General features: G+C 71.2%; 24 protein-coding genes. 14 read left to right on the top strand and 10 right to left on the bottom strand.

Translation table 11 applies throughout. The features are described 5' to 3' along the window. Window positions 1-45: 45 nt before the first annotated feature. Genes EBO15_RS47480 through EBO15_RS01645 form a run of 3 tightly spaced genes read left to right on the top strand, consistent with a single transcriptional unit; the run spans window position 46 to window position 2,415 of the window. Window positions 46-912 carry an NADH-quinone oxidoreductase subunit B family protein gene (locus EBO15_RS47480; protein WP_325051857.1) on the top strand — a complete coding sequence of 289 codons (867 nt, stop codon included), beginning with the start codon at window positions 46-48 and terminating at the stop codon, window positions 910-912. Further along, the gene (locus EBO15_RS01650; protein ID WP_122192484.1) at window positions 909-1,466 is read left to right on the top strand and encodes an NADH-quinone oxidoreductase subunit C; all 558 of its coding nucleotides are present in this window, start codon (window positions 909-911) and stop codon (window positions 1,464-1,466) included. Before EBO15_RS47480 ends, EBO15_RS01650 begins: the two co-directional genes overlap by 4 nt. Next, entirely contained in the window at window positions 1,459-2,415 is a 957-nt protein-coding gene (locus tag EBO15_RS01645; RefSeq protein WP_122192483.1) for a complex I subunit 1/NuoH family protein, read from the top strand. The genes EBO15_RS01650 and EBO15_RS01645 overlap by 8 nt, the downstream gene beginning before the upstream one ends. 28 nt (window positions 2,416-2,443) lie before the next feature. Here EBO15_RS01645 and EBO15_RS01640 read toward each other — a convergent pair whose 3' ends face one another. Next, complete coding sequence (locus EBO15_RS01640; protein WP_122192482.1) at window positions 2,444-3,178, bottom strand: ComEA family DNA-binding protein; 735 nt, start codon at window positions 3,176-3,178, stop codon at window positions 2,444-2,446. Between the two features lie 91 nt (window positions 3,179-3,269). On the opposite strand from EBO15_RS01640, the gene EBO15_RS01635 reads away from it, so the two are divergent. The 7 genes from EBO15_RS01635 to htpX all read left to right on the top strand — a co-directional run bounded on the left by EBO15_RS01635 (window position 3,270) and on the right by htpX (window position 10,872). Then, window positions 3,270-3,791: a NuoI/complex I 23 kDa subunit family protein gene (locus tag EBO15_RS01635; RefSeq protein WP_122192481.1), complete on the top strand. Its 522-nt coding sequence runs from the start codon at window positions 3,270-3,272 to the stop codon at window positions 3,789-3,791. Window positions 3,792-3,956: 165 nt separating this feature from the next. Then, on the top strand, window positions 3,957-4,508 hold the full coding sequence (locus EBO15_RS01630) for an NADH-quinone oxidoreductase subunit J family protein (protein ID WP_122192480.1): 552 nt from the start codon (window positions 3,957-3,959) through the stop codon (window positions 4,506-4,508). Next, window positions 4,508-4,882: an NADH-quinone oxidoreductase subunit NuoK gene (gene nuoK, locus EBO15_RS01625; RefSeq protein ID WP_122192479.1), complete on the top strand. Its 375-nt coding sequence runs from the start codon at window positions 4,508-4,510 to the stop codon at window positions 4,880-4,882. Before EBO15_RS01630 ends, nuoK begins: the two co-directional genes overlap by 1 nt. Then, complete coding sequence (locus EBO15_RS01620) at window positions 4,879-6,891, top strand: NADH-quinone oxidoreductase subunit 5 family protein (RefSeq protein ID WP_122192478.1); 2,013 nt, start codon at window positions 4,879-4,881, stop codon at window positions 6,889-6,891. The genes nuoK and EBO15_RS01620 overlap by 4 nt, the downstream gene beginning before the upstream one ends. Next, complete coding sequence (locus tag EBO15_RS01615) at window positions 6,888-8,390, top strand: complex I subunit 4 family protein (RefSeq protein ID WP_122192477.1); 1,503 nt, start codon at window positions 6,888-6,890, stop codon at window positions 8,388-8,390. The genes EBO15_RS01620 and EBO15_RS01615 overlap by 4 nt, the downstream gene beginning before the upstream one ends. Beyond that, complete coding sequence (locus tag EBO15_RS01610) at window positions 8,387-9,859, top strand: NADH-quinone oxidoreductase subunit N (protein WP_122192476.1); 1,473 nt, start codon at window positions 8,387-8,389, stop codon at window positions 9,857-9,859. The genes EBO15_RS01615 and EBO15_RS01610 overlap by 4 nt, the downstream gene beginning before the upstream one ends. 155 nt (window positions 9,860-10,014) lie before the next feature. Beyond that, entirely contained in the window at window positions 10,015-10,872 is an 858-nt protein-coding gene (gene htpX / locus EBO15_RS01605; RefSeq protein WP_122192475.1) for a zinc metalloprotease HtpX, read from the top strand. Window positions 10,873-11,103: 231 nt separating this feature from the next. Here htpX and nadE read toward each other — a convergent pair whose 3' ends face one another. From nadE to EBO15_RS01585, 4 genes are all read right to left on the bottom strand, one after another. Then, complete coding sequence (nadE, locus tag EBO15_RS01600; RefSeq protein ID WP_122192474.1) at window positions 11,104-11,925, bottom strand: ammonia-dependent NAD(+) synthetase; 822 nt, start codon at window positions 11,923-11,925, stop codon at window positions 11,104-11,106. Between the two features lie 93 nt (window positions 11,926-12,018). Next, entirely contained in the window at window positions 12,019-12,507 is a 489-nt protein-coding gene (locus tag EBO15_RS01595; protein WP_122192473.1) for a YajQ family cyclic di-GMP-binding protein, read from the bottom strand. A gap of 140 nt (window positions 12,508-12,647) precedes the next feature. Then, window positions 12,648-13,403, bottom strand: coding sequence for a DUF6879 family protein (locus EBO15_RS01590; protein ID WP_233615852.1), 756 nt, complete (start codon window positions 13,401-13,403; stop codon window positions 12,648-12,650). Between the two features lie 58 nt (window positions 13,404-13,461). Beyond that, entirely contained in the window at window positions 13,462-14,337 is an 876-nt protein-coding gene (locus EBO15_RS01585) for a helix-turn-helix domain-containing protein (RefSeq protein WP_122192472.1), read from the bottom strand. A gap of 523 nt (window positions 14,338-14,860) precedes the next feature. Here EBO15_RS01585 and EBO15_RS01580 point away from each other — a divergent pair. The 4 genes from EBO15_RS01580 (at window position 14,861) to EBO15_RS01565 (ending at window position 17,412) form a co-directional block, all read left to right on the top strand. Continuing rightward, entirely contained in the window at window positions 14,861-15,319 is a 459-nt protein-coding gene (locus EBO15_RS01580; RefSeq protein WP_147481344.1) for a hypothetical protein, read from the top strand. Continuing rightward, the gene (locus EBO15_RS01575; RefSeq protein ID WP_122192470.1) at window positions 15,316-15,540 is read left to right on the top strand and encodes a hypothetical protein; all 225 of its coding nucleotides are present in this window, start codon (window positions 15,316-15,318) and stop codon (window positions 15,538-15,540) included. Before EBO15_RS01580 ends, EBO15_RS01575 begins: the two co-directional genes overlap by 4 nt. A 69-nt stretch (window positions 15,541-15,609) precedes the next feature. Continuing rightward, complete coding sequence (locus EBO15_RS01570; RefSeq protein ID WP_122192469.1) at window positions 15,610-16,518, top strand: hypothetical protein; 909 nt, start codon at window positions 15,610-15,612, stop codon at window positions 16,516-16,518. A gap of 24 nt (window positions 16,519-16,542) precedes the next feature. Then, the gene (locus EBO15_RS01565) at window positions 16,543-17,412 is read left to right on the top strand and encodes an aminoglycoside phosphotransferase (protein ID WP_122192468.1); all 870 of its coding nucleotides are present in this window, start codon (window positions 16,543-16,545) and stop codon (window positions 17,410-17,412) included. Between the two features lie 107 nt (window positions 17,413-17,519). Here the strand turns inward: EBO15_RS01565 and EBO15_RS01560 are convergent, their stop codons facing one another. From EBO15_RS01560 to EBO15_RS01540, 5 genes are all read right to left on the bottom strand, one after another. Next, window positions 17,520-17,753, bottom strand: coding sequence for a hypothetical protein (locus tag EBO15_RS01560; protein ID WP_122192467.1), 234 nt, complete (start codon window positions 17,751-17,753; stop codon window positions 17,520-17,522). Window positions 17,754-17,823: 70 nt separating this feature from the next. Next, window positions 17,824-18,714, bottom strand: a complete 891-nt coding sequence (locus EBO15_RS01555; RefSeq protein WP_122192466.1) for a cysteine peptidase family C39 domain-containing protein — start codon at window positions 18,712-18,714, stop codon at window positions 17,824-17,826. Between the two features lie 10 nt (window positions 18,715-18,724). Then, window positions 18,725-19,564 (bottom strand): glycoside hydrolase domain-containing protein, encoded by an 840-nt coding sequence (locus tag EBO15_RS01550; RefSeq protein WP_122192465.1) that lies wholly within the window; start codon window positions 19,562-19,564, stop codon window positions 18,725-18,727. Next, window positions 19,564-19,902 (bottom strand): hypothetical protein, encoded by a 339-nt coding sequence (locus tag EBO15_RS01545; RefSeq protein WP_122192464.1) that lies wholly within the window; start codon window positions 19,900-19,902, stop codon window positions 19,564-19,566. The genes EBO15_RS01550 and EBO15_RS01545 overlap by 1 nt, the downstream gene beginning before the upstream one ends. Before the next feature lies 1 nt (window position 19,903). Then, window positions 19,904-20,386, bottom strand: a complete 483-nt coding sequence (locus EBO15_RS01540) for a hypothetical protein (RefSeq protein WP_122192463.1) — start codon at window positions 20,384-20,386, stop codon at window positions 19,904-19,906.

The raw sequence follows: 20,386 nt of genomic DNA, 5'->3' as shown, positions 1-20,386 counted from the left end.
GAGCGGGGTCCGGGCGGGGGCGGCGGTGTGGGCCACAATGGCGGCATGAGCGCCGTGGATCTTCCGCCGCCCAGCGTCGGACCGCTGTCCCGGCTCGCACCCAAACCGGTGCGTTTCGTACTGAACTGGGGGCGCCGCTACTCGCTGTGGGTCTTCAACTTCGGGCTCGCCTGCTGCGCCATCGAGTTCATCGCGACGTCGATGAGCCGCCACGACTTCATCCGGCTCGGCGTGATCCCGTTCGCGCCCGGCCCGCGCCAGGCCGACCTGATGGTCGTGTCCGGGACGGTCAGCGACAAGATGGCCCCGGCCGTCCGCCGCCTGTACGAGCAGATGCCCGAGCCCAAGTACGTCATCTCCTTCGGTGCGTGCTCCAACTGCGGCGGCCCCTACTGGGACTCGTACTGCGTCACCAAGGGCGTCGACCAGATCATCCCGGTGGACGTGTACGTGCCCGGCTGCCCGCCGCGTCCGGAGGCGCTGCTGCACGGCATCATCCGGCTCCAGGAGAAGATCGCGGCCGAGTCGCTCGGCGAGCGCTACCAGGGCGGGCCGGGCGAACCGGTCACGCCTCCGCCTCCGCCGCGTCCACTTTCGGCCACGGTTCTGCGCCGTCCGATCCAACCCCCGCCCCCGCCCCCGCCGCCCGAGCCCGACCCGGTGCCGGAACCGGAGCCGGCCCCCGAGCCGCCCGTGCCCGACGACGCGATGGTGACGATTCCCGTCCAGCCGGACGCCCCGACCATCCCCCTCGAGACCGTCCAGCAGCCGGAGCCCGAGCCCGAGATCGGCAACGGCAACGGACGAAGGCGCAGGTCACGGCTCGAGGACCACGACCCGTCGATCATTCCCGGCCTCATGGATGATGACGACGACGACGGCGGCGAACAGACCGGCGAGGGCTCGCGATGACCCCCGCCGAACTGGCCGAGGCGTGGACGACCCGCTTCGGGGACGCCGCCACCACGTCCGAGAGCCATGGCGAGGTCACCGCCGACGTCCCCGTCGAGTCCTGGCTGGACGCCCTGACGTTCGCCCGCGACGACCTCGGCTGCGCGTTCTTCGACTGGCTCACCGCCGTGGACGAGCTGGAGGACGGCTTCGCCATCGTCGTCCACCTGTACTCGCTCGAAGGCCGGCACCATCTGCTCGTGCGCACGCGCGTCCCGCGCGAGAACCCGGCGCTTCCGACGGCGACCGGTGTGTTCCGCGGTGCGAACTGGCATGAGCGCGAGACGTTCGAGATGTTCGGGATCGCCTTCGACGGCCACCCGAACCCCGTCCCGCTGCTGCTCCCGGACGGCTTCGAAGGACATCCGCTGCGCAAGGACTTCGTCCTCGCCGCGCGCGTCGCCAAGCCGTGGCCGGGCGCGAAGGAACCGGGCGAGGCGGGGCACGGCGCGCCGTCCCGCCGCCGCGTCCGCCCGCCGGGCGTCCCGGACGACTGGGGGCCGTCGCATGCTTGAGGTCGTCGGCAGGCTGGCGCTGGTCGCCGCCGCGTTCGCGGTGCTTCCGCTGCTGGTCGGGCAGGCCGAGCACAAGGTCATGGCGCACATGCAGGGACGGCTCGGCCCGATGTACGCCGGGGCGTTCCACGGCTGGGCGCAGCTGGTCGCCGACGGGGTCAAGTTCGCGCAGAAGGAGGACGTCGTCCCGGCCGCCGCGGACCGGCGGATCTTCAAGCTCGCTCCGGCCGTCGCGCTCGTCCCGTACCTGCTGGTGCTGCTGGTGATCCCGGTCGGCCCGCACGGCCAGGTCGCGCTGGACCTCGGCCCCGGCGTGTTCTTCGCGCTCGCCGTGATGGGCGTCGGCGTGATCGGCGCGATCATGGCGGGCTGGGCGAGCGCGAACAAGTACTCGCTGCTCGGCGGGATGCGGGTCACGGCGCAGCTCATGTCCTACGAGCTGCCCATGGTGTTCAGCGCGGCGTCGGTCGCGATGGCCGCCGGGACGCTGTCGCTGTCCGGGATCGTCGAGCAGTGGCGCTGGTACTGGCTGCCGTGGCAGCTGGTCGGCGGAGCGGTGTTCTTCGTCGCGGGCCTCGCCGAGCTGCGCCGCCCGCCGTTCGACATGCCGGTCGCGGACTCCGAGATCATCTTCGGCCCGTACACCGAGTACGGCGGGCTGCGGTTCGCGCTGTTCCTGCTCGCCGAGTACGCGGGCATCGTCGTGCTGTGCGGGCTGACGACCGTCCTGTTCCTCGGCGGCTGGAAGGGCCCGTTCCTGGACGGCCCGCTCGGCTGGCTCTGGACGCTCGTCAAGGTGTTCGCGCTGGCCTTCGCCGTCATCTGGTTCCGGGTCAGCTACCCGCGCCTGCGCGAGGACCAGCTGCAGAGGCTCGCGTGGGCCTGGCTCGTCCCGCTGTCCCTCGCGCAGCTGGCCCTGACCGGCGTCCTCAAGGTCGCCCTCGGCTGACCGGCCGGGTCCCGCATCGGTCCGGCCGTCATTCGAGGAAGAGCGCGTACTCCTTGAGCTTCGGCAGGGCGACCGGCGGGAGGTCGACGTCGACGGCCAGCTCCTCGACCGAGACGAACCCGCCGTGCTCGGCGCGGTGCGCGACGATCCGCCCGGCCAGCTCGGCCGACAGCCCGGGCAGCCCGGCGAGGACGGCGGCCGGGGCGTGGTTCACGTCGACCAGGCCGCCGTCGTCGTAGGTGCGTTCCAGGTCGGGACGCCCGATCCGGAGCTCGTGCGCGAGCGCGGGATCGTCGACGCAGAGGCGGCGGGCGTCCTCGCGCAGGACGCGCCGGTGCCGCGCTACCTGGACGGCGTGCTCGTTCATCCGGTCGCGCGGCACCCCGGCCGGGAACACCGAGCGCCGCACGGCGAACGCGTTGGCCGTCCCAGCGATCCACACCATCGTCATCACGAAGCTGCCGACGAGGAACAGGAAGACGTCGCCGAGGCTCCACAGGTACATCGAGAGCGCGATGCCGGACGTGTAGGCCGCCGCGCCGGTCGCGAGACCGGCCGAGCGGGTCTTCACCGACGCGTACAGGAACGAGAGCGGCGTGCCCCATCCGAGCGTGACGAACGGGACGAAAGCCCAGCTGAGACCGCGCGGGACGAGCGGCTTCGGCGGCGGGCCGGACGGCACGGGACGCCCGCCGGACGGCACGGGACGATGGCCGAACGGCGGCCGGCCGTCCGGCGATCGGGGATCAGAGCCCGGTGACATGCGGCGCCTCCTCCTTCCCACCCACACCCGAAGAGACGAACGCGGAGCCGGGCGCGTTCCCCCGCGCGGCCGACTACGCAATCATGGGCGCGTGGGACGGTTGCCAGGAGGCGGGCTGGCCAAGGGGCTCGCCGTCACGTTGCGGACGATGACCAGGCGTTCGATCACGCGCCAGTACCCGGAGGCCGAACCGGACCTCCCACCGCGCAGCCGGGGGGTGATCGCGCTCTTCGAGGAGAACTGCACGGTCTGCATGCTCTGCGCGCGCGAGTGCCCGGACTGGTGCATCTACATCGACTCGCACAAGGAGACGCTGCCCGCCGAGGGCGGCGGACGCCCGCGCGCCCGCAACGTCCTCGACCGGTTCGCGATCGACTTCGCGCTGTGCATGTACTGCGGCATCTGCATCGAGGTGTGCCCGTTCGACGCGCTGTTCTGGTCGCCGGAGTTCGAGTACGCCGAGTACGACATCGCGGAGCTCACCCACGAGCGGGACCGCCTGCGCGAGTGGATGTGGACCGTCCCGCCGCCGCAGGCCCCCGACGAGCACGCCGAGCCGTCGAAGGAAGTCCTGGCGGCGCGGAAGGCCGCCGAGCGCGGAGACCGCCGGTGACCGCCCGCCGTCGAGCGCCGGGGCCGCTGGTGCCCGCCCGCCGCCGAGCGCGGCGGTCGCCGGTATCCGCTGAGCACGGAGGTCGCCGGTGATCGCCCGCGACACGTCACCGCCTTTCCCTGAGGTGACACTCCTGTGGGTCCGACCGATCCGCGGGGTGGTCCGATGACGGGCCGGGACGTGGTGTTCGCGCTGCTCGGCGTGGTCGCCGTGGGCGCGGGCCTGCTGGTCGTGACGACGCGGCAGCTCGTCCACGCGGCGCTGTGGCTGGTCGTGTCGTTCGGCGCGCTGGCGGGTTGCTACCTGGTGCTGACCGCCGAGTTCGTCGCCTGGGTGCAGGTGCTCATCTACGTCGGCGCGGTCGTCGTGCTGCTGCTGTTCGGGATCATGCTCACGCGGGCGCCGGTCGGGCCGTCCGAGGGCCTGGACTCCGGCAACCGCCGGGCCGCCCTCGCCGTCGCCGCCGGGACGGCCGCGCTGCTGGTCACCGTCCTGGTCATGGGGTTCCGCGGGACGCGCCTGAACGACGCCCCGCACTGCCCGCCGGACGCGACGTCCTGCCCGGCCCGCGCGAACGGCAGCGCCGAGCACCTCGGCGAGGCGGTGTTCCGGACCTGGGTCCTGCCGTTCGAGGTGCTGTCCGTCCTGCTGCTCGCCGCGCTCGTCGGCGCGATCGTCCTGTCCAGGACCGGCCTCGCGACGCGGAGGGACCGCTGATGCATCTCGCCTTCCCGCTCGTCACGGCCGCGCTGCTGTTCTCCGCCGGGGTCTACGGGGTGCTCGCGCGGCGGAACGCGATCCTCGTCCTCATGGCGGTCGAGCTGATGCTGAACGCGGTGAACCTCAACCTCGTCGCGTTCGACGTGCACCTGCGCGACCGGCTGCACGGGGGCCAGGTGCTCACGCTGTTCACCATCGTGATCGCCGCCGCCGAGGTCGGGCTCGGCCTCGCCATCGTCCTGCTGGTGTTCCGGAACCGCCGGGTGATCGACGTCGACCGGCTGCGCTCGCTCGCCGAGTCCGAACCGTCCGGATCGTCCGATCCGTCCGGGCCGCCGCCGGCGGAGCCGGAGCGGGAGGCGGTCCAGTGATCACGCTGGCGGCGCTGGCCGTCCTGCTCCCGTTCGCGGGCGCGTTCGCCGGGATGCTCGGCGGACGCCGCCTGCCCCAGCCGTGGGTCGCGTGCGTCCCGGTCGCGGTCTCGACCGTCCTCACCGCGATCGTCGCGTTCGCAGTGTGGCGGTCGCCCGGCGAGCGCGCCGGAACGCTCACCCTGATCCAGACCGGCGCGCTGCCGATCCGCGTCGGACTCCAGGTGGACGGCCTGTCCGGGCTCGTCGGGGTCATGGTCTGCTGCGTCGCGCTCGCCGTCCAGGTGTACTCGGTCGCGTACATGGCCGACGACCGGCGTTACGCGTCCTACGCGGCGTTCGTGTCGCTGTTCACGTCCGCGATGCTGCTGGTCGTCTTCGCCGGCGACCTTCTGCTGCTGTACGTCGGCTGGGAGGTGATGGGCATCTGCTCCTACTTCCTGATCGGCCACCACTGGGAGGACCGCGCGAACTCCCGCGCCGCCGTCAAGGCGTTCCTGGTCACGCGGCTCGGCGACGTCGGCTTCCTGTTCGGGATCTTCGTGCTGGGCGTCGCCGCGAAGTCCTTCACGATCTCGGACGTCCTCGCGCGGGCGGCCGGCATGCCGGACACGACGCTCACCGCGGCGGCGCTCCTGCTCCTGTGCGGAGTCGTCGGCAAGTCGGCGCAGTTCCCGCTGCACACCTGGCTCCCGGACGCGATGGCGGGCCCGACCCCGATCAGCGCCCTCATCCACGCGGCGACGATGGTCGCGGCCGGGATCTACTTCGTCGCACGCGTCTACCCGGTGTTCTGGCTGGTCCCGGCCGCGCTGACCGTGCTCGGCCTCATCGCGGTCGTGTCGATGGTCGGCTCGGCGCTCGCGGCCCTCGCGCAGGACGACCTGAAACGCGTCCTCGCGTACTCGACGATCAGCCAGCTCGCCGTGATGGCCGCCGGGCTCGCGGTCGGGGCGCGCTCGGCGGCCGTCTTCCACCTGGTGACGCACGCGGCGTTCAAGGCGCTGCTTTTCCTGGCCGCGGGCTGTGTCATCCACGCGACCGCCACGAACATGCTCGCCCGCTACGGCGGCCTGCGCCGCACGATGCCGATCACGTTCTGGACGATGTCCATCGGCTTCGCGGCCCTCGTCGGCGTCCCGCCGTTCAGCGGCTGGTTCAGCAAGGACGCCGTCATCGCCGCAGCCCAGCACGGCGCCCTCCACCACGGCGACTACGTCGGCAAAGTTCAGGCCGGGTGGTTTCCTCAGACCGCTGCCCCGGTTGCGCCCCCGCCCACCACGGACTCCGGCGCGCCCGTCTGGACGTTCCACGCCGATCCAGGGGTCCATCTGCCAGGTGGCGTCGCCTGGACCATCTACCTGGGGCTGCTGCTCACGGTCGCGCTCACGGCGGCGTACTCCGCGCGCGCTTGGCTGATGACGTTCTTCGGCGAGGCGCGAGGAGATGCACGCGTGCACGAGGCGCCGGGCGACCCGCAGGCGCAGGAGATGCCGGGTGAGCCGCAGGCGCAGGAGGTGCCGGGCGGCGCGCGGGCGCACGAGGCGCCGAAGCTGATGACGTGGCCCCTGATGGTGCTGGCCGTGCCCGCCGCGATCCTGGGGTTCTTCGGGCTCGGCGCGCCCGAGCTTCGCCCGGAGCTGGTGCCGTCGCTGCTGGGGATCGTCCTGGTGGCGGCCGGGTTCGGCGTGGTGTGGCTGGTCTGGAACCGTGATCCGGCACAGGATCCGGTGCGGATGCTCGGCCCGGTGCGTCCGGTGTTCGCGAAGGCGTTCTACCTCGACGAGCTGTACGGGTTCGTGATCGTCCGGCCCGTCGTGGCGCTGGCTCGCGGCGTGGCCGTCGCCGACCGGACGGGCATCGACGCGGCCGTCGTCGGGACGGCGCGGGCCGCGCGCAGGCTCGGCGGGACGCTGCGGATCCCGCAGAACGGCAACGCCCAGACCTATCTGACCGTGCTGCTCGGCGGCGTGGTCGTCATCACGGCCCTGGTGGTGATCTTCAAATGATCTTCCTGCTGATGATGGCGATCCCGGCGTGCGCGGCGCTCGCGCTGCTCGTCCCAGGTGCGCGCCTCCTCCCGGACGACGCGTCCCTCGGCCGGTTCGGGATCCTGGTGTCGGGCGCGACGCTGCTGGTCGGGCTGTCGGCGGCGACGGCGTTCGACTACTCCCACGCGTCCCGGGCGCAGCTCGCGGTGAACCGCTCCTGGGAGCCGTCCCTCGGGCTGCGCTTCCACCTCGGCGTCGACGGGATCTCGCTGCCGCTGGTCGTGCTGACCGCGCTGCTGACGTTCCTCTGCTTCCTCTACACGCACCGGCACCCCCCGGCGGGCGGACGGCTCAGGCTGTTCACGGCGCTGCTGCTCGTCCTGGAGATCGGGATGCTCGGCACGTTCGTGGCGCTCGACCTGATCCTGTTCTTCGTGTTCTTCGAGGTCGTCCTGATCCCGATGTTCGCGGTCATCCTGCTGTGGGGCGGACCCGGACGGCGGGCCGCGGCGACCAAGTTCATCCTCTACACGCTGCTCGGATCCGGGCTGCTGCTCGCCGGGATGCTGCTCATCGCGGTGAACGCCGGGACGCTCGACATGACCGAGCTCGCGCGGCGGCACGGCGCGGGCGTCTCGCACGGCGTCCAGGTCGCCGGGTTCCTGCTGATGATGCTGGGTTTCGGGGTGAAGGCCCCGATGTGGCCGCTGCACACCTGGCTCCCGGACGCGCACACCGAGGCCCCGACGGCCGGATCCGTCCTGCTCGCCGGGGTGCTCCTGAAGATGGGCACGTACGGGCTGGTGCGGATCGCCCTCCCGTCCGCCCCGGACGGCGCCCGCTCGTGCGCGCTCGCGCTCGGCCTCCTCGCCGTCATCGGGATCGTCTACGGCGCGCTCGCCTGCCTCGCGCAGACCGATCTCAAACGGATGATCGCCTACTCGTCCGTGGGGCACATGGGGTTCGTCCTGCTGGGCATCGCGACGCTCACCCCGGTCGGCGTGAACGCGGCGCTGTTCGGCAACATCGCGCACGGCCTGATCACCGGCCTGCTGTTCTTCCTCGCCGGATCCATCAAGGAGCGGTACGGCACCGGCGACCTCGAGCGGATCGGCGGCGGCATGCTCGGCACGGCGCCCCGGCTCGCCTCGTTCCTGACCTTCGCGTCCGTCGCGTCCCTCGGGCTGCCCGGCCTCGCCGGGTTCTGGGGCGAGATGCTGGCGCTGCTCGGCGCGTACCGTCCGGACGCGGGCCTGTCCCGCCCGGCGTTCGTGACGTTCATGGCGATCGGCGGCCTCGGCGCGGTGCTGACCGCCGCGTACTTCCTGCGGCTGCTGTCGAGGATCACCCACGGCCGTCCGCGCGACGCGACCGCCGTGATCGCGGCGCCGAGCGCGTACGAGTACGCCGCCTGGGTCCCGCTGGTCGCGCTGACCCTGCTGGTCGGCCTCTGGCCGAAGACCCTGCTCGCCGTGACGTCCGGACCCGTCCGCGCCCTGTTCGGAGGTCTTGGATGATCCAGGGGATCGACTACCTCGCGACCCTGCCGCCGATCCTGTGCGCGGTGGCGGCCGTCGTGGTGCTCCTCGCCGACGCCTTCGACCTGCCGCGCCGCTGGCTCGGCGCCCTGACCTGCGGATTCCTTGTCGCGGCGCTCGTCGCGGTCATCGCCTTGGCGGCGGGGGAGCGGCGCCGGACGTTCTGCGTGCCGTCCGGCCTGCGCGGCGGCGGCCCCCGCTCCTGCTCCTACGTGACGGACGACTTCACCCTGCTGTTCCAAGGGCTGGTGCTCGTCGCGGCCGTCATCGTCGTCCTGCTGTCGCTGCGCACGATCGACACCGAGGACCTGCCCGCGGGCGAGTACCACTTCCTCCTCCTGTCGGCGCTCGTCGGCGCGCTCGCGCTCGTCGCCGCGCGCGACCTGGTGACGCTCGTCGTCGCGCTGGAGACCCTCTCCCTCCCGGTGTTCGCCCTGGTCGGACTGCGCAGGCAGGACGGCGTCGCCACCGAGGCCGCGCTCAAGCTGTTCCTCGTCTCGGTCGTCTCCACCGCCGTCATGCTGTTCGGGATCTCGCTGCTCTACGGCGTGACCGGCGCGATGCACCTCGACCGCCTCTCGGCCGGGCTGCACGGACTGCCCGCCGACCTCAAGCCGGTCGCGTCCGCGGGCGCCATCCTGGTGCTCGCCGGGTTCGCGTTCAAGGTCGCGGCCGTCCCGTTCCACTTCTGGGCCCCGGACGTCTACCAGGGCGCCCCGCTGCCGGTCGCGGCGTTCCTGTCGGTCGTGTCGAAGGCCGCCGGATTCGCCGGTCTCGCGATCGTCGTCGGGCTCGGCATGCCGTCCTTGGGGCACGTGTGGGGGCCGGTCCTCGCCGTCCTCGCCGCCGCGACGATGACGCTCGGGAACCTGATGGCGCTGCGCCAGGGCACCGCGATCCGGCTGCTGGCCTGGTCGTCGGTCGCGCAGTCCGGCTACATGCTCGCGCCGCTCGCGGTCGGGGAGCGCCGTCTCCCGGAGGCCGTCGCCGCGACCGTCGCCTACGTCGCGCTGTACGCGGTGATGAACCTCGGCGCGTTCGCCGTGGTCGCCGCCGTCCAGCGTTCCGGGGAGACGCCCGTCACCCTGGACCGGTTCCGCGGCCTCGCCCGCCGCGACCCCCTCTCCGGGACGGCCCTGGCGTTCTTCCTCATCTGCCTGGCCGGCCTGCCGCCGGGCGTGATGGGCCTGTTCGCGAAGGTCGTCGTGTTCCGCGCGACGGTCGCGGGCGACGTGACCTGGCTCGCGGTCGTCATGGCCGTGAACACCGTCATCGGGCTGTACTACTACCTCGCCTGGGCCGTCCGCGTGTTCGGGCCCTCCGAGGGGGAGGCGACGCGTCCGGGACTCGCGGTGCGCGCCGCGATCGCCGCCACCGCCGCGGGCGCGCTGGTGCTGTCGGTCGCCCCGCAACTGGTCCTCTCGGCCGTGGCCGCGGCGACCGCCTGACCGGCCACCGACCCGCCACCGACCCGCCACCGACCCGCCACGGAGGCGCGTCCGGAGGTCCGTCCGCGCGGGTCATACCGGGTTGAAGGGAACGTTTTTCCAGGTCACGCCGTTGTCGTTGATGAACGAACCGTCACCGGAAGGCAGGGGAACACGTGCGTTTGAACGGCATCAAGACGGCGGCCCTCATCGCTGCGCTGTCGGCGTTGATGCTGGCGGCGGGCTGGGCGCTCGGAGGCGGCGTCGGCCTGACCATCGCCTTGGTGATCGCGCTCGGCACCAACGGGATCGCCTTCTTCTTCAGCGACCGGATCGCGCTGCGCTCCATGCGCGCCCATCCGATCAGCGAGGTCGAGGCGCCCGTCCTGTACCGGACCGTCCGGGAGCTGTCGACCTCGGCGCGCCAGCCGATGCCCCGGCTGTACGTGTCGGAGACCATGCAGCCCAACGCGTTCGCGACCGGACGCAACCCGCGCAACGCGGCGGTCTGCGTGACGCGCGGCATCCTGCGCGTCCTGGACGAGCGGGAGCTGCGGGCCGTCCTCGGCCACGAGCTGTCCCACGTCTACAACCGGGACATCCTCATCTCCTCGGTCGCCGCCGCGATCGCGACGGTCATCACCTACCTGTCCCACCTCGCGATCTTCCTGCCGATCGGCCGCTCGGACGACGACGACGGCCCCGGCATCATCGGCGCGTTCCTCATGATGATCCTCGGCCCGATCGGCGCCGCCGTCGTCCAGATGGCGATCAGCCGCACCCGCGAGTACCAGGCGGACGCGTCGGGCGCGCAGCTCACCGGCGACCCGCTCGCGCTCGCCTCCGCCCTGCGCAAGATCGAGGCGGGCACGCAGGCCCTGCCGCTCCCGCAGGACGCGGAGCTCGCCACGACCAGCTCCCTCATGATCGCCAACCCGTTCCGGGGCGGCGGCATCGGCAAGCTGTTCTCCACCCACCCGCCGACCGCCGACCGCATCGCCCGCCTCGAACGCATGGCCGGCCTCGGCGACTGATCCCCTCAAGGGACAAGATCCGCGGCCCGTCGTAAGGCCCACCTTCCTCACAGGCTGAACGGATCTCTCGAAAAAAGACCGAACCTCTCGGCCGTCCGCTTCGTCGAAGGACACGAGAGCGCGCCTACCGCGCCCTTCAGCGGGGGAAGGGCCGCGGGGCGCGCTCTGCCTCGGCTCACGCGGCCGGGACGCCATCCCCCCGGCGCCCCGGCCGCGTGACCGTGTTCCGCGCTAGGGCGCGAGGGGCAGCCGGCGCTTGTGATCGGTGAGCCGGTACCGCCGGACGATCGTCTCGAAGACGCGCTCGTCCACCGGCTTCCCCTCCAGGAAGTCGTCGATGTCGTCGTAGGTGACGCCGAGCGCGTCCTCGTCGGCCTTGCCCGGGTCGAGCGACTCCAGATCGGCTGTCGGGGTCTTCCACACCAGCTCGGGCGGCGCTCCCAGCGCGTCCGCCACCGCGCGCACCCGCCGCTTGGTCAGACCGGTCAGCGGGACGAGGTCGGCCGCGCCGTCACCGAACTTGGTGAAGAAACCGGACACCGCCTCCGCGGCATGATCGGTGCCGACGACCAGGCCGTTGTGCGCGCCCGCCACCGCGTACTGGGCGATCATGCGCTGCCGGGCCTTGATGTTGCCGTGCACGAAGTCCTGGTGATGGACGTCACGGAAGCCCACCCCGGCGGTCAGCGCCGCCTCGATCGCCGCGTCGCTCGCGGGCCCGACGTCCACGGTCAGCACGTGGTCGGCCCGGATGAAGGACAGCGCCAGCTGCGCGTCCGTCTCGTCCGCCTGGACGCCGTAGGGCAGCCGCATCGCATAGAAGGACGCCTCGTGCCCGGCGTCCCGCGCCCGCTCGACCGCGAGCTGGCACAGCCGCCCGGCGGTGGTGGAGTCGACGCCGCCGCTGATGCCGAGCACCAGCGAGGACAGGCCGCTCGAGGTCAGCCGCTCGGCGAGGAACGCCACCCGGCGCTCGATCTCACGCCCGGCGTCGAAGTCCCCGGCGACCCCGAGCTCCCGGGCGATCTCCTGCTGCAGGGCGGTTTCATCCACGTTCTCTCCCCAATGTTCCACTTCGCCGGAGTCTAAAGCCGACGAGGGCACGACCCGGGCGGCGAACGCCCGGGTCGTGCCCCCTCGGTGAGATCAGCGGTAGTTCACGAACTGAAGGGCGACGTCGAGGTCCTGGTCCTTCAGCAGCGTGATGATCGCCTGCAGGTCGTCCTTCTTCTTGGAGCTGACGCGCAGCTCCTCACCCTGGATCTGGGCCTTGACGCCCTTCGGCCCCTCATCCCGGATGATCTTGCCGATCTTCTTGGCGTTCTCCTGCGAGATGCCCTCCTTGAGCGCCACGCTCACCTTGTGCAGCTTGCCGGACGCCTTCGGCTCCGACGGGTCGATCGACTTCAGTGAGATCCCGCGCTTGACCAGCTTGTCCCGCAGGACCTCCAGGACCGCGTTGGCGCGCTCCTCGCTGTTGGCCTGGATCTCGATCGTCTCCCCGGACCACTTGATCCCGGCGTCCACGTTCCGGAAGTCGAACCGGTTGGCGACCTCCTTGGCCGCCTGGTTCAGCGCGTTGTCGACCTCCTGCCGGTCGAGCTTGCTCACGATGTCAAATGATGAGTCACTCATGGGACAAGAACTCTCTTCTGCCGCTTCGTCGCCACTTCGCCTCAGATCAGCGTAGCGAGCCTGTGCCGAACAACGGCCGAGGTGACGACGGGCGGCTCGAAACGCATGTGCCTGCCGTGATCCGACGGGGCTGCGGCGCGTCAGCTCTGCTGCGGCGTGTACCGCTGGTGCGGGATCGCCCGCTCCCACACCAGCTCGAACGCCGCGACGACCTGGGCGACCCGGCGAGGATCGGAGACGAACTCGTACTCCTCCAACATCGTGCCGTCCCCGGCGTCGAAGTGGAAACGCACAAGCCGCTGGTCGAACATCCAGAAGTCTGCACCGGGCAGCATCAGGTCCCACGCCTGACGGCGAGGCAGCCAGCGGACGAGTTCCCCAGCCTCGACATTGACGTCGGTGACCATGTGCAGCCAGCGGACGTAGTCCGACGCAGGCTCGCTCACCACCCGGGCGCGCCGCATCGTCACCCCGCGGCCGACGGCATCCTGCACCAGCTTGGTCCAGGAGGTCCGATCGGTCCGGCCCGATCCGCCGGCCTTCCAGTCGTCGAACCCAGGAGAGGGCTGATAAACGTCCCGCATCTCCAGGTGCACGGCCGAGCGGCGGGTGTTGGCCAGCAGCTCGGCGAACGCCGGGATGCCGTGCCCGCGGCGGCCGACGTCGTATGCTCCGGCGGCGGCCTCGGCGATCATGTCGGCCATGCGGGCGGGCTGCCAGATCACGGCTTCGTCGGGAGCGAGTGCGACGTGCTCGCCGAGGGACTTGAGGACGTCGGGGTCCGTGACCAGGCGGCCCTGCTGGTAGAAGTCGCCGGTGTTGGGATCGCGGAAGACGGCCGGGCAGCGTTCGTCGTCGGAACCCGGGTCGGAGCCGACGAAATCGATCTCTGGCATGAACAGCCTCCGGGGTAGCAGGGTTCTCGGCCGAGACTCACGGAGTCGCCCGTGGCCGTCAAGCGCTTCGCAGAACCTCTAGGGAAGCCCGGATGAGCGCCCGAGCGTGGTCCCCGTGAACCGCGAGGCCGAACAGGCGCGCCCACGCCTCGGCGTACATCTGGGTCTCATACGGCTGGGTCAGGGTGAGGGTGCCCGACACCAGCTCTACCGCCACCGTCACCGCGTCCGGCAGTTCCGACATGGTGAACGACTCTTCTGGGTTCACCCCGTGCCGGTCGATGTTCCGGGGGATCACTCCGAGGGAGACCGTTGGCCGCTGCATCGCGTCCAGGAGGTGTTCCAGTTGCTCGATGTGCACGTCGACGGGCGCGGGCCGGTACCAGAGGACGTCCTCCTCGAGGAGGAAGAGCCATCGCGCGTCTGGTCGCTCGAGGCAGCGCTGTCGGTCCATGCGTGACCGGACGGCGTCTGCAACGTCGTCCAGGTCCAGATGCTGCTCCAACCGGGCGGTGGTGAGGTAGTGCGTGGTCAGGGCCTGCGTTTGCAGTAGGCCGGGGATGTACTTGGTTTGGTAGACCAGGTGCCGGCGGACTCTCCAGTACTTGTCACGGATCTTCTCCTGGCGCGCCTTGAGTCCGGCTCGATTGAGCTGCTGGTGGGTTTGCCACATTCCGGCGGCGGCGCGCTGCTCGGCCAGTAGCTCGGCTTCACGGTGAGGGGACGCGCCGGTGAGGCGGCACCACAGCCGTACATCGGCGGGTGAAGCGGGACGGGAACCGCGTTCAATCTGGCTGACTTTTGTGGAGTCGCGCCAACCAGCCTGGCGAGCGAAATCGACGCCGGACAGCCCAGCCGCCTGGCGGAGTTCACGGAGTTGGTCGGCGAGCTGTTGACGGGCTCGTTGCGCCGACGAGCTGGATGAGGACGGCATCAGGGCGATCCAAGACCACGGGGCAGGTTCATGCAGGGCGATTGACGAGGTTTGACCCTTCGTCAGTATCGCTCATCTGGACTGGTCAAACGGGTCGGGGTCAAAGACCGTCAAATCTCTTCCGGGCGGCGTGGGGGCGGCGTCAAGGTCGTATGACACAAGCCCTCTCGCGAGGGCTTGACGTGGACGCAGCGAACTCGCGCGGGGTCGCTGCGTCCACCCAGGTCGGCCGCGTGACCGTCTGGCCGCAAGGAGACGCACAGACGGCCACGCGGTCCACGGCGTGGTGTTGCGCGTCGGGGCGAGAAAGGCCCGTCGCACCGCACCGCATGCCCACACAAAAGCGGCCCCGGCCCGCTGCGCAAACAGCGGGTGACCCGGGGCCTTGATCGGAAACGAGGTCCGATCCATGGAAGATCCTAGGGGAAAGCCGGACGTATCTCGGCTGACTGATCAGGAACGCACAGAATTGGAGCTCCTGGGCGAGGATTTCCCTTCCTGGTGGGTCCGATTCTCCGCTGGCTTGCCTGCCCTGAAGTGGGGCGCGCAGCGGAAGGCAAGCGCGGAATGGGACGCCGGCGCGGGCGGGGTCCGGACCCTGAACGCCGACTCCGCTGAGCATCTGCGGTGGATGCTCGGGCAGGTGGCCGTCTGGGACACCGAGGTCGCCACTGCATGCGGATCGGTGCCCTACGAGGTACGCGGCCCGCTCGCCCGGCGCGACCGTCTTGTCGCCCTGGACGCCAACCTCCGCGGACTGGGATTGACGACGGGGCTGTCCAACACGAGCGTTCTCGTCCTCGCCCCGGATCGGGCTGGGGCCGAGGTGCGGATCGTGTGCCGCGAGCGGCCGTCCGACGGCGACGCGTTGTGGTTCTGGGACGACGCGTCGGGTGCGCCGCTCGCTGAGGCGCACCGCGTCACCGACGCCGTGGTCGCGATCCGCGGGCTGCTGGCCGCGCCCGCGAGGGTGGCGTCGTGAGCGACTTCGTGATGTACCGGACCGAGGTCGGGATGTACGTCGTGCGTGTCGGTGACGATCCGGTGGCGTGGGTGTGCCCGGCGGAGGACCCGAACTGGTGGTACGGCCGTCACGTGGACGGTGGACAGGTTCGGAACCTGTGCGTGCCGCACGACGGAACAGCCGAAGGCGAGTTCGAGGCGGCCAAGCGCGTCGCCGCGAAGATCCTCCGGCGGACGTAGACCCCGTGCCCCTGGGCTGACGATTGCGCCCGGGGGGCGCGGATCCACTCCTGTTAGAAGGAGACGAAGATGGATCAGATCCGGAATTGGGGCCATCCGGCCCTGGACCACGAGCTGCTGCCCCCATGCTCGATGGTGCTGACGTCCGGCGGGCTGCTGGTCGCGAAGATCGCCAGCGTGGCCGGGCATCTGTATGGCCTGGTCGCCTATGTCGCAGACGACGGCCGGCCGCGCTACTGGGGGACCTGGAGCCGGTTCCTGGACTCCGACTGGCAGCGCACCCTCGGCCTCCCCTACGGCATGTACGCGCCGCTGATCGCCGCCCGGCAGCCGGACGCACTGGTGCCCGAACTCGGCCGCATCGCCCGCATCGACCCGGCCACCATCGTTGGGACGGTGTCGGCACAGGACCCGGTCCTGCTTGCCGAACACGCCAAGGTCTTGGACACGCTGGCGAACTGGTGCGGTGTCCACCGCGACCAGATCGGCCTCCAGGGCTCGGCCATGTACAAGCCTGCTGCCAGCGCCGGTGACCTGGACGTGGTCATCTACGGGCGGGCTGACTGCCGCCGAGTGCACGCCCGCGCGGCCGGGGCCGTCCCGCCACGCCCCGCCGACCACCCCCACCACCTGCATTTCCATGTGCCCGGTCATCGGGTCACGCTCGACCCCCGCTACATCAGCGGCGAGCACACCATCACGCGAGCGCTGGTGACCGGCGACTTCACCGACGAAGGCAATGAACCGATCGATCGCCTCTGGGTCACGGAAGCTGGTGACGGGATCTTCTTCCCGTCCCGCTATACGCTCAGTGACGGTTCAGTCCTGCTGTCGTACCGTGCTGGGCATAGCGCGTGGCTGCGCCTCGGTGACGAGGTGACCGGCCCGGCCCTTCCCGTCTACCAGCACCAGGGCGTTCGCTACCGGGTGGTGCTGCGCTGTGAGCAGCTCCATCCCCGCCGCGCCGAGCACGAGTAACTGACGCACCTCGACGGAGTAGCGATGACCGACCCCGCCGCACCACCGGCCGCTGCCGCGCATCCCAGCGGGGCGTCCTGGATGGACACCCAGTTCGACCGGACGCTGCACCGGCTCAGCCTGTGGTCGGCGGGGCCCCGCGTGCGCGGGATCGGCGACCGGACCATGGGCGGCCTGGTCGTTGACCGTACGACGCGGGACCGGAGCTGGTTGCGGGTGCTGGCCGTCCCGACCGGGCAGGCCAGCGGCGTTCTGTGGGACGGACCAATCAGCGCCCCAGACCTGCCCGGCCTGCGAAGGCCCGCACTGGAGTTCTTCGACACCGTCGCAGCCGGAACTGACGTCGACGGAGTCCGCCATACCGTCCGCGCCGAGGTGTGGGAGCTGATCGACGAGCCGGTGTGCGCGCCGCACGAGACGCTGACCCCTGCTCGCGCCCGCACCCTGGGGCTTACCCCGGGGTGGTGGGCGACCCTGGACGCGTCGCTGAGTCGTCTTGCTGCGCACCCGACCGACCGCGTCCCGAGAACGCAGGAACAGATCACCGTCGCCCTGCGCCGCGCCTACGGGCCTGACGTCCCTACGCTCGTGGAGCGGTGGACGACCCAACACGGTGACCTGCGCTGGACCAACCTGACCTGCGGCACGCCCTACCTGCTGGACTGGGAGTTCTGGGGCAGGGCCCCGCTGGGGACTGACGCGGCCACCCTGTACTGCACCAGCTTGCTCGTTCCCGGCCTGGCCGCCGCGATCCACGAGCGGTACCAGCATCTGCTCGACACGCCAGAGGGCCGCATCGCCCAGTTGTGCGTTTGCGTCCAACTTCGGCGTCATCGTGACGTTGGCCCGCTCGACCGGCCCTTGGCCGAGGTGGCGGCGCGGCTCCTCGGCTGAGGAGCCGCGGCCTGACCAGACGCATGAAGAAGGCGCCCCGCCTCCCGAAGGAGACGGGGCGCCGTCGTGTCGGTCCGGCTTCCCCACCGGCCGACACGCTGGTCAGGCTACCTGCTGTAGGACGGGGAGCCCTGGGCCAGGCCGAGCGACAGCAGGATCCGGCCGGCCTGCGGCCACACCTGCTCGATAAGGCGGGCGCCGGTGTAGTAGGCGAGGGTGATGGCCGGGGTGAGGACGGCCGTGACGGCGTCGGCCGGGAGCGAGAGGCCGATCTTGGCGGCCCAGCCCACCAGGGTGCCCACCACGAGCGGCACCAGGGTGCGGAGAATCGAGTCGCGCACGGCGACCTCCTTACATGAAAGAACCCCGTGACCGTGCGGTCCGGGGCGACAGGGGGAGAGGCGGGGCGAGCTAGAGGCCGTGCCGGTCGAGCCAGCCGGTGATGCCCGAGCACGCCTCGCGCAGCAGCGCGGCGAACTCGGCCCAGCAATCCGGCGTCGGGGACGGCACGGGCTCCGGGGCTGGCGGCGCGGGCGGCGTCGGCGCGGGGAACGGGTTCGGGCCGCCGGTCAGCGCGGCCAGGTCCTCGCCGAGCTGGTACAGGTCCACGCCGGACGGCGCGTGCCCGCTTGCGTCGAGCCACTCGGGCAGCACCGCGACCCACGCCTCCTCGGCCACCGCCCGGAAGCACGCCCGGGACATGGCCTGGACGGCGCCCCAGGTGACGACGTACAGGTTGTCGGCGTCGTACCCGACGACCGGGACCGCGTGGCCGCCGAGCTGCGCGCCGGACGCCCGGGTCCACGGCCGTCCGGCGTCGAAGTCGTTCATCATGTCCTGCGTCACGATGATGCCGAGCCCGACAGCGCCGAACACCGCGACCGCCGTCTCCCACTCGCTGTCGGCGGTGTGGTCGACCTGCGCGAACGCCATCACCTTGTGGCCGCCGACGCCGGTCTTCCGCCAGTCGGTGTACACGTCCTGGAGGACCGCGCCCTGGTCGGTCGCCGGGTCGGCCGGGTTGTAGCCCGAGACGCGCTCGTAGGCGGTCAGGACGTCGCTGTCGCCGATCTCGACCGTGTTGCCCTGGCCGTAGGTCGAGGCGCCCTCGATGAGGTGTCCGACCATCGCCTCGGTGCAGTCGCCGAGCTGGTCGTTGAGGTACATGGGCCAGTCCGTGACCCGGGTGTGCCAGTCCGCGGACGCGGGCGGCGTCGGGAGTGCCGGGAGATAGTGGCCCAGGTGCAGCCGCGGGTGGGTGGCCTCATCGTGGGGGGTGAGGCGGCCGAGCTTGTGGGACATGCGTGTCCTCTCAGGTGATCGGGGCGGTCCACGTGGCCGCCCACGTGACGGGGCCGACGATCCCGTCGACCGGGAGCGCCTTGTCCTTCTGGAAGGCGCGGCAAGCGGCCTGGCTCGCGGGCCCGTAGTAGCCGTCCACGGTGAGCTGCCACCCGCGGTGGACCATCTGCTTCTGCCAGGTCTGGACGTCCGACCCGTGCATCAGCGGGGACGCGTCCTGGAGGAGCCGCCCGGGGAACGGCGGCGCGGGCGGCGTCGGCGGGGTTCCGCCGACCTTCCACTGCCCGAAGTCCGCAACCACGCCGCGGTCGTAGTCCAGGCCGACGCCGCCGACGACATGGTCGTTCGAGTACTGCTGGAGCTGGGCCCTCTTGTCCCACTGGCCGCCCGACCAGGCGTAGGTCTGCCAGCCCCAGCGGACGTGGCCACCGTCGAAGGCGCGCTTGACGACGTAGTAGCCGCCGTACACCCCGACCCGGTCCCGGCCGATGACGCTGGCCGCGCCGTCCAGGTAGGCGTTGATCGCGGCCTGCTGGCCCGGCGTCGCATCGAAGTCGACCGCGAAGTAGATCGGCCGGTCCTTCGGCATCCCGCAGGCGCGGGCCTGCTGGTCGGCCGCCGTCGCGTCCGCGACGCCGGCCGCGTGGCCGTCCAGGGCGCGGGACGCGGTGCTCTCCCAGACCACGACCAGCGCGATCCCGGCCGCCGAGAGCTGCGCGGCCTCGTTGTGGGTCAGGTTCTTGCCGGTGGCGTCGTGGCTCACGTACCGCGCGGCGAACTTGGCGCCAGCGGCCTTGAGCGCGTTGGGCCCGGGGCGTCCCCAGGCGTAGTCCACTCCGAAGACGGACATCATTTCCCCTTCCCGATTAGGTCGACCAGCGTGACGATGAGCGCGGCGACGCCTGTGAGCGCGGCGATCGATGGCAATGGCCACCGGCCGCGCTCCAGAACCCGCGCCCGGGACTCCAGGTCGGCATGCCCTTCCCGGGTCTCGGCCCGCAGCTCGGCGATCGCCTCGCGGGTCTCGGCCCGCAGGTCGCCGAACTCGGTACGGAGGCTCGTGTGCTGGTCGGACAGCCGGTCGACTTTTCCTCCGACGTCGGTCACCTTCCGGTCGACGTCGCCGAGCTTGTCGTAGATCTCTCTGGCTCCGATCTGGATGCCGAGCGGGTCATTGGTTGAGGGCACGTCAGATCCCCATCCAGGTGAGTTCGATGCGTGACTGCGTCCCGGCCGTCGTGGACCAGGACAGGTTCGAGGCGGGTTCGGAGCTGTACCAGAGGTCGAGCTCGATGTAGTCGCCGAGGTTGCAGTAGACCTCCCACACCCCGGACGCGACCATCGGCGAGCCGGAGACCGGCACCGCGAACGCTCCGCCCTCGAACCCCACGCCCAAGCCCGTGGGCGACGATCCGGACACCACGACCGCAGGCACCATCAGCGTCCCGGCCGCGCCGGTCCCCGACAGCGAGACCGTCCCGCAGACCAGGTACCAGCCGGGCGCCTGCACCGTGTACCGCGTCGGCGACGCGGCCGACCAGCCTGAGTACGAGTCCTCATCGACCGTGTCCCACGGCACCTTCGTGTGGGCGTTCTTCGTCGCCGTCCCGGTCGCCGCCCGGCGAGCCCGGAAGGACGGCCCGCCCAGCAGGAACGCGAACGCCTGTGCCAT

Source organism: Actinomadura harenae (assembly GCF_003696215.1).
In the GTDB taxonomy this organism is placed as follows: domain Bacteria; phylum Actinomycetota; class Actinomycetes; order Streptosporangiales; family Streptosporangiaceae; genus Spirillospora; species Spirillospora harenae.
This window is presented reverse-complemented; position numbering and strand designations above follow the sequence as displayed.

Excerpts from the sequence above, each read along its gene's own strand:
- EBO15_RS01570 (WP_122192469.1), top strand. The coding sequence starts at position 15,610 with ATGGATCAGATCCGGAATTGGGGCCATCCGGCCCTGGACCACGAGCTG.
- EBO15_RS01610 (WP_122192476.1), top strand. The coding sequence starts at position 8,387 with ATGATCCAGGGGATCGACTACCTCGCGACCCTGCCGCCGATCCTGTGC.
- EBO15_RS01645 (WP_122192483.1), top strand. The coding sequence starts at position 1,459 with ATGCTTGAGGTCGTCGGCAGGCTGGCGCTGGTCGCCGCCGCGTTCGCG.
- nuoK (WP_122192479.1), top strand. The coding sequence starts at position 4,508 with ATGCATCTCGCCTTCCCGCTCGTCACGGCCGCGCTGCTGTTCTCCGCC.
- EBO15_RS01640 (WP_122192482.1), bottom strand. The coding sequence starts at position 3,178 with ATGTCACCGGGCTCTGATCCCCGATCGCCGGACGGCCGGCCGCCGTTC.
- EBO15_RS01585 (WP_122192472.1), bottom strand. The coding sequence starts at position 14,337 with ATGCCGTCCTCATCCAGCTCGTCGGCGCAACGAGCCCGTCAACAGCTC.
- EBO15_RS01615 (WP_122192477.1), top strand. The coding sequence starts at position 6,888 with ATGATCTTCCTGCTGATGATGGCGATCCCGGCGTGCGCGGCGCTCGCG.
- EBO15_RS01595 (WP_122192473.1), bottom strand. The coding sequence starts at position 12,507 with ATGAGTGACTCATCATTTGACATCGTGAGCAAGCTCGACCGGCAGGAG.
- EBO15_RS01630 (WP_122192480.1), top strand. The coding sequence starts at position 3,957 with ATGACGGGCCGGGACGTGGTGTTCGCGCTGCTCGGCGTGGTCGCCGTG.
- EBO15_RS01590 (WP_233615852.1), bottom strand. The coding sequence starts at position 13,403 with ATGCCAGAGATCGATTTCGTCGGCTCCGACCCGGGTTCCGACGACGAA.
- EBO15_RS01540 (WP_122192463.1), bottom strand. The coding sequence starts at position 20,386 with ATGGCACAGGCGTTCGCGTTCCTGCTGGGCGGGCCGTCCTTCCGGGCT.
- EBO15_RS01565 (WP_122192468.1), top strand. The coding sequence starts at position 16,543 with ATGACCGACCCCGCCGCACCACCGGCCGCTGCCGCGCATCCCAGCGGG.
- EBO15_RS01550 (WP_122192465.1), bottom strand. The coding sequence starts at position 19,564 with ATGTCCGTCTTCGGAGTGGACTACGCCTGGGGACGCCCCGGGCCCAAC.
- EBO15_RS01555 (WP_122192466.1), bottom strand. The coding sequence starts at position 18,714 with ATGTCCCACAAGCTCGGCCGCCTCACCCCCCACGATGAGGCCACCCAC.
- EBO15_RS01650 (WP_122192484.1), top strand. The coding sequence starts at position 909 with ATGACCCCCGCCGAACTGGCCGAGGCGTGGACGACCCGCTTCGGGGAC.
- EBO15_RS47480 (WP_325051857.1), top strand. The coding sequence starts at position 46 with ATGAGCGCCGTGGATCTTCCGCCGCCCAGCGTCGGACCGCTGTCCCGG.